General features: G+C 61.0%; 4 protein-coding genes and 1 pseudogene. All 5 read left to right on the top strand.

What is annotated here, in order from left to right:
- Positions 1 to 61 precede the first annotated feature (61 nt).
- The gene (locus VZ95_RS12745; RefSeq protein ID WP_045776182.1) at positions 62 to 850 is read left to right on the top strand and encodes a hypothetical protein; all 789 of its coding nucleotides are present in this window, start codon (positions 62 to 64) and stop codon (positions 848 to 850) included.
- A 136-nt stretch (positions 851 to 986) separates the two neighbouring features.
- Positions 987 to 1,667, top strand: coding sequence for a lipid-binding SYLF domain-containing protein (locus VZ95_RS12740; RefSeq protein ID WP_045776181.1), 681 nt, complete (start codon positions 987 to 989; stop codon positions 1,665 to 1,667).
- A 29-nt stretch (positions 1,668 to 1,696) separates the two neighbouring features.
- Positions 1,697 to 3,145: a cobyric acid synthase gene (locus VZ95_RS12735; RefSeq protein ID WP_232302645.1), complete on the top strand. Its 1,449-nt coding sequence runs from the start codon at positions 1,697 to 1,699 to the stop codon at positions 3,143 to 3,145.
- A 1-nt stretch (position 3,146) separates the two neighbouring features.
- The gene (locus VZ95_RS12730; RefSeq protein WP_052711736.1) at positions 3,147 to 4,022 is read left to right on the top strand and encodes a hypothetical protein; all 876 of its coding nucleotides are present in this window, start codon (positions 3,147 to 3,149) and stop codon (positions 4,020 to 4,022) included.
- Between the two features lie 189 nt (positions 4,023 to 4,211).
- Positions 4,212 to 4,397, top strand: a pseudogene (locus tag VZ95_RS12725) (hypothetical protein); the annotation flags it as partial.

Genomic DNA, 4,397 nt, shown 5'->3' with positions numbered 1-4,397 from the left:
TTTGTTATTCATTTATAAGTCGCCGGTAGGTGTTAGTTTTATAAAAATAAGGAGAAAGAGTATGAAGTTCCTAAAATCGCTTGTCCTGCTCACTGCGCTTGCTGCGAGCCCTTTCGCATCGGCTCAGACGCTAAAGCTTGTCTCATTCTCCGATAATACGCATGCCTTCTATCATGCGTTGCTGAGCGAAGCTTTGGCGGCGGGGAATAAGCCGGTTGAGATTGAAAAACGCGCCGATGTTCCGCAACCGCGCATCGGTTCGATGCTGGAAGACGGCGGTTTGGATGTTCATTGGTTCGTTCAATCGACCGAACGGGATCAAAAATACGTTGGCATTGATGTCCCCTTGACCAACGGTTTGATTGGCCAGCGCGTCTTTCTGATTCGGGCGGCGGATCAGGCGAAATATGCGGCCGTGACCTCCTTGGCCGATCTTAAGGCCACGAACCTTGTGGCGGGCTTCGGCCAAGGGTGGTTCGACGTGGCTGTATGGAAGGCCAATGGACTTCCCGTCCATGAGCAGGCGGGCGAATGGCGGGCGCTTTATAAGATGGTCGCGGCGGGGGATCGGAAAGTCGATTATTTCTCGCGCGGCGTGACGGAAATCGTGCCGGAAGCGGCGGCCAACCCGGAACTTGTGATCGAAAAAAATCTATTGCTGGTTTATGAGCGGGATTTCCGCTTTTACCTCGCGCCGAAAAACAAGGATTACGCGAAGCCGCTCGACTCTGGCCTGAAACTGCTCCTCCAGAATGGGCGGCATGCCGCGCTGATGAAAGCCCATTTCGGCGAAACCCTCCAAACCCTCGGCGTCGAGGGTCGGCGGAAAATCACACTCACCACGCCGTAAAACCTCTGGACGGACGCGGGGATATTTCGGTCATAGCCCCCGCGTCTGGCCGTGCGGCGTTTGAGATGCCTTACAATCGTCTTATTAGCGGGCTAGAAAAGCGCAGCCCCTTGAAGGCGATACGTGTAAGGAGAGAATGATGTTCCGCATAACTGCCCTGGCCGCGAGCGTGATGCTTGGCCTGATGATGATCGTCAAGCCGGTGCTGGCCAACGATCAACAGGAACTGGTTGACCGCGCGAAGATCAGCGTCGATAGCCTGCGCTCCGATGCCAATCTCGGGAAACCGATCAATAATCTCTTGAAGCGCGCCTATGGCGTGATGGTTTTCCCCAATCTCTTCAAAGCCGGGTTCATCCTGGGCGGCGAAGGCGGCAACGGCGTGCTGCTGGTCAAGGGGCCGGATGGCACTTGGTCGTCGCCCGCGTTCTTCGGCATGGGCTCCGGCTCGCTGGGTTTGCAAATTGGCGTGCAGCAGTCGGAAGTGATGCTCATCATCATGAATGAAGGCGGTTTGCGCAAAATTCTGAATAATTCGATGAAGCTCGGCGCCGATGCCTCGGTCGCGGTCGGGCCGGTGGGCGCGGGGGTTGAAGCCTCGACCACGGCCAATATGTCGGCGGATATTTACACCTACAGCAAGACCTCGGGGCTGTTCGGCGGCGGCTCGCTCGAAGGCAGCGTTCTGTCGCCGCGCGAAGAGTGGAATAATGCCTATTACGGCAGCGGCTCGACGACGCGCGCGATTGTGGTGGAGCGCAAGTTCGAAAACTATGGCTCTAACCCGCTGAAAGCCGCCCTCAACAGCAAAGAATAATGCCGCCTCGGCAACGCCCCCGGGCCCTGATGCTGCAAGGCACCGGGTCGGATGTGGGGAAATCCCTGCTCACCGCAGGCCTCGCCCGCGCCTTCACCCGGCGCGGGCTTTCGGTGCGCCCGTTCAAGCCACAGAATATGTCGAACAATGCGGCGGTAACGGCGGACGGCGGCGAGATTGGCCGGGCGCAGGCCTTGCAGGCGCGCGCGGCGAAGGTGGCCCCATCGGTCCATATGAACCCGGTCTTGCTGAAGCCGGAAACCGACCGGCGCGCGCAGGTCATCGTCCACGGCAAGGCGCTGGCCGCCGCCGAGGCCGCCGAGTATCAGGCGCTGAAAGCCCGGCTGCTGGGCGCGGTCTTGGACAGTTTCTCTCACCTCGAAGCCGAGGCCGATCTGGTGCTGATCGAAGGCGCGGGCAGCCCGGCGGAAATTAATCTGCGCGCGGGCGACATCGCCAATATGGGGTTCGCCCGGCGCGCAGGCGTGCCGGTAGTCCTGGTCGGCGATATCGATCGGGGCGGGGTGATCGCGGCTCTGGTCGGCACGCAGAGCGTGCTGGAGCCTGCGGATGCCGCCCAAATCAAAGGCTTCATCGTCAATAAGTTTCGCGGCGATGTGCGCCTGTTCGACGGCGGCTTGCGCGCGATTGAAGCGCGCACCGGCTGGCCGAGCTTTGGTGTCGTGCCCTGGTTTCGCGATGTTGCCCTGCTGCCTGCCGAAGACGCGGTCGTGCTGGAGCGCCCGTCCACCGCCTCATCCCGGCCGTTGCGCATCGCCGTGCCGATGTTTTCCAGGATTGCCAATTTCGACGATCTCGATCCGTTGCGCGCCGAAGCGGATGTGGAGATTCTGTTTATTCCACCGGGCCAGATGATCCCGCGCGACGTGGATTTGATCCTGCTGCCCGGCACGAAAGCGACTTTGGCCGATCTGGCGTTTCTGCGCGCCCAGGGCTGGGATTTGGATATTCTGAGCCACCACCGCCACGGCGGCGCGGTCTTCGGCGTTTGCGGGGGCTATCAGATGCTCGGGCGCTGGGTGCATGACCCGGCGGGTGTCGAGGGCGTGCAGGGGTCTCAGCCAGGGCTCGGGCTGCTGGATGTCGAAACCACGCTGGCGGGCGATAAGATACTGCGTCCGGTCCAAGGCACGACGCCGGAGGGAATTCCGGTGACGGGCTATGAAATCCACATCGGTCGCACTGAGGGGCCGGATACTGCGCGCCCGCTGCTGTTACTACCGCATGGGCCGGATGGGGCACAGAGCCGCGATGGCCGCGTCGGCGGCGGTTATCTGCACGGGCTCTTCGCCAGCGACGCCTTTCGCGCCGCTTTCCTCGCCCGCTTTCGCCCGGAGCGGCGCGCCTCGGCGGGATTTGAGGCCAAGATCGAAACCGTGCTGGACGGGTTGGCCGATCACCTGGAAACTCATCTGAACCTGGATGCCTTGTGGGCAGTAGCGCAACAGCGGGGCTAGAATGGGCGCGTTCGACACGCTGGTGATGATCGACTGGAGCGCCGCCGCCGTGCCGAAAACCGGCGCGGATAGCCTGTGGATGGCGCTCTTGCGCCGGGGCGAGGCGTTGCCGCGCTTGTGGAACCCGCCGACCCGTACCGCGCTCTACGGCGATTTAGTAACGCTGCTGACGGCGGAAGCCCAGGCTGGGCGGCGCGTACTGGTGGGGTTCGATTTCGCCTTCGCCTATCCGCGCGGCCTTGCCCAGGCGCTTCAACTCGACGGGCCGCCTTGGGCCGCGATCTGGGCCTTGCTGGCGCGGACCATTCAGGACGGGCCGGACAATAGCAATAACCGCTTCAGCGTCGCCGCCGCCCTCAACCGGCGCATCGGTGCCCCGCCCGGCCCTTTCTGGTCGTGTCCCGCAAAAGCGGCCCGGCCCGACCTGACAATGAAGCGCCCGCCGTGGAACCCGGCTTGGGGGCTCACGGAAACCCGTCTTACCGAAAAACTTGGCAAAGCCCATTCGCCGTGGAAGCTGTTCACCACTGGCAGTGTCGGCGGGCAAAGCCTGATGGGGATTCCCTTCCTCTTCCGCCTACGCCACGAACCCGGCCTTGCCCCGCACTGCCGCATTTGGCCGTTCGAGACGGGGTTTTCGGTCCCCGACGCCCAGATTACCCTCACCGAGATTTTCCCTTCGCGGCTGCCGGTGCCCGCCGAACGGCCCGATCTCGGCGCTGCCGGGTTGGTGAAGGACGCGCGGCAAGTGGCGGGGCTCTGCGCCTGGGCGGCAGAAACCGACCTCACCCCCTATTTCACCCTTCCGGGCCTTCCTGGCGCTGAGCGGGAGCCGGTGCAGCGGGAAGAGGGGTGGATTTTCGGGGTGATGGCTTAGAGACCTCGGAGAGAAAATTCAGACCGAGATGAGGCTGCTAGGAAAAATAACAGGATAAATGGTTCAAAATTACCATTCCGCGACGGAAAATGAGCGCTTGAATGCAGTGGAAATCGCCATATTCTATTTTTATATCGTCTTAAATGCGGTATAGTGCGGCACCTATCATAATAGTGTCGCGAGGATGTCATGCGTTTTGTTTCTATTGCGGTTGCCGTAACTTTCTTGGCCAGTGCCGGTATTGCGCAGGCGCAATCCAAGCAAGATTTTCGCCTAACGAATAAGACCGGCTATACGATCGATAAAGTCTTTGTTGCCCCTTCGAAAAGCAATGACTGGGAAGAAGATATTCTTGGGCGAGATGTGCTCGAAAAC

Origin of the sequence: Elstera litoralis (assembly GCF_000963705.1) — a bacterium.
GTDB lineage: Bacteria > Pseudomonadota > Alphaproteobacteria > Elsterales > Elsteraceae > Elstera > Elstera litoralis.
The sequence above is the reverse complement of the archived record's forward strand: the minus strand, read 5'-3'. Positions and strand labels throughout refer to the sequence as shown.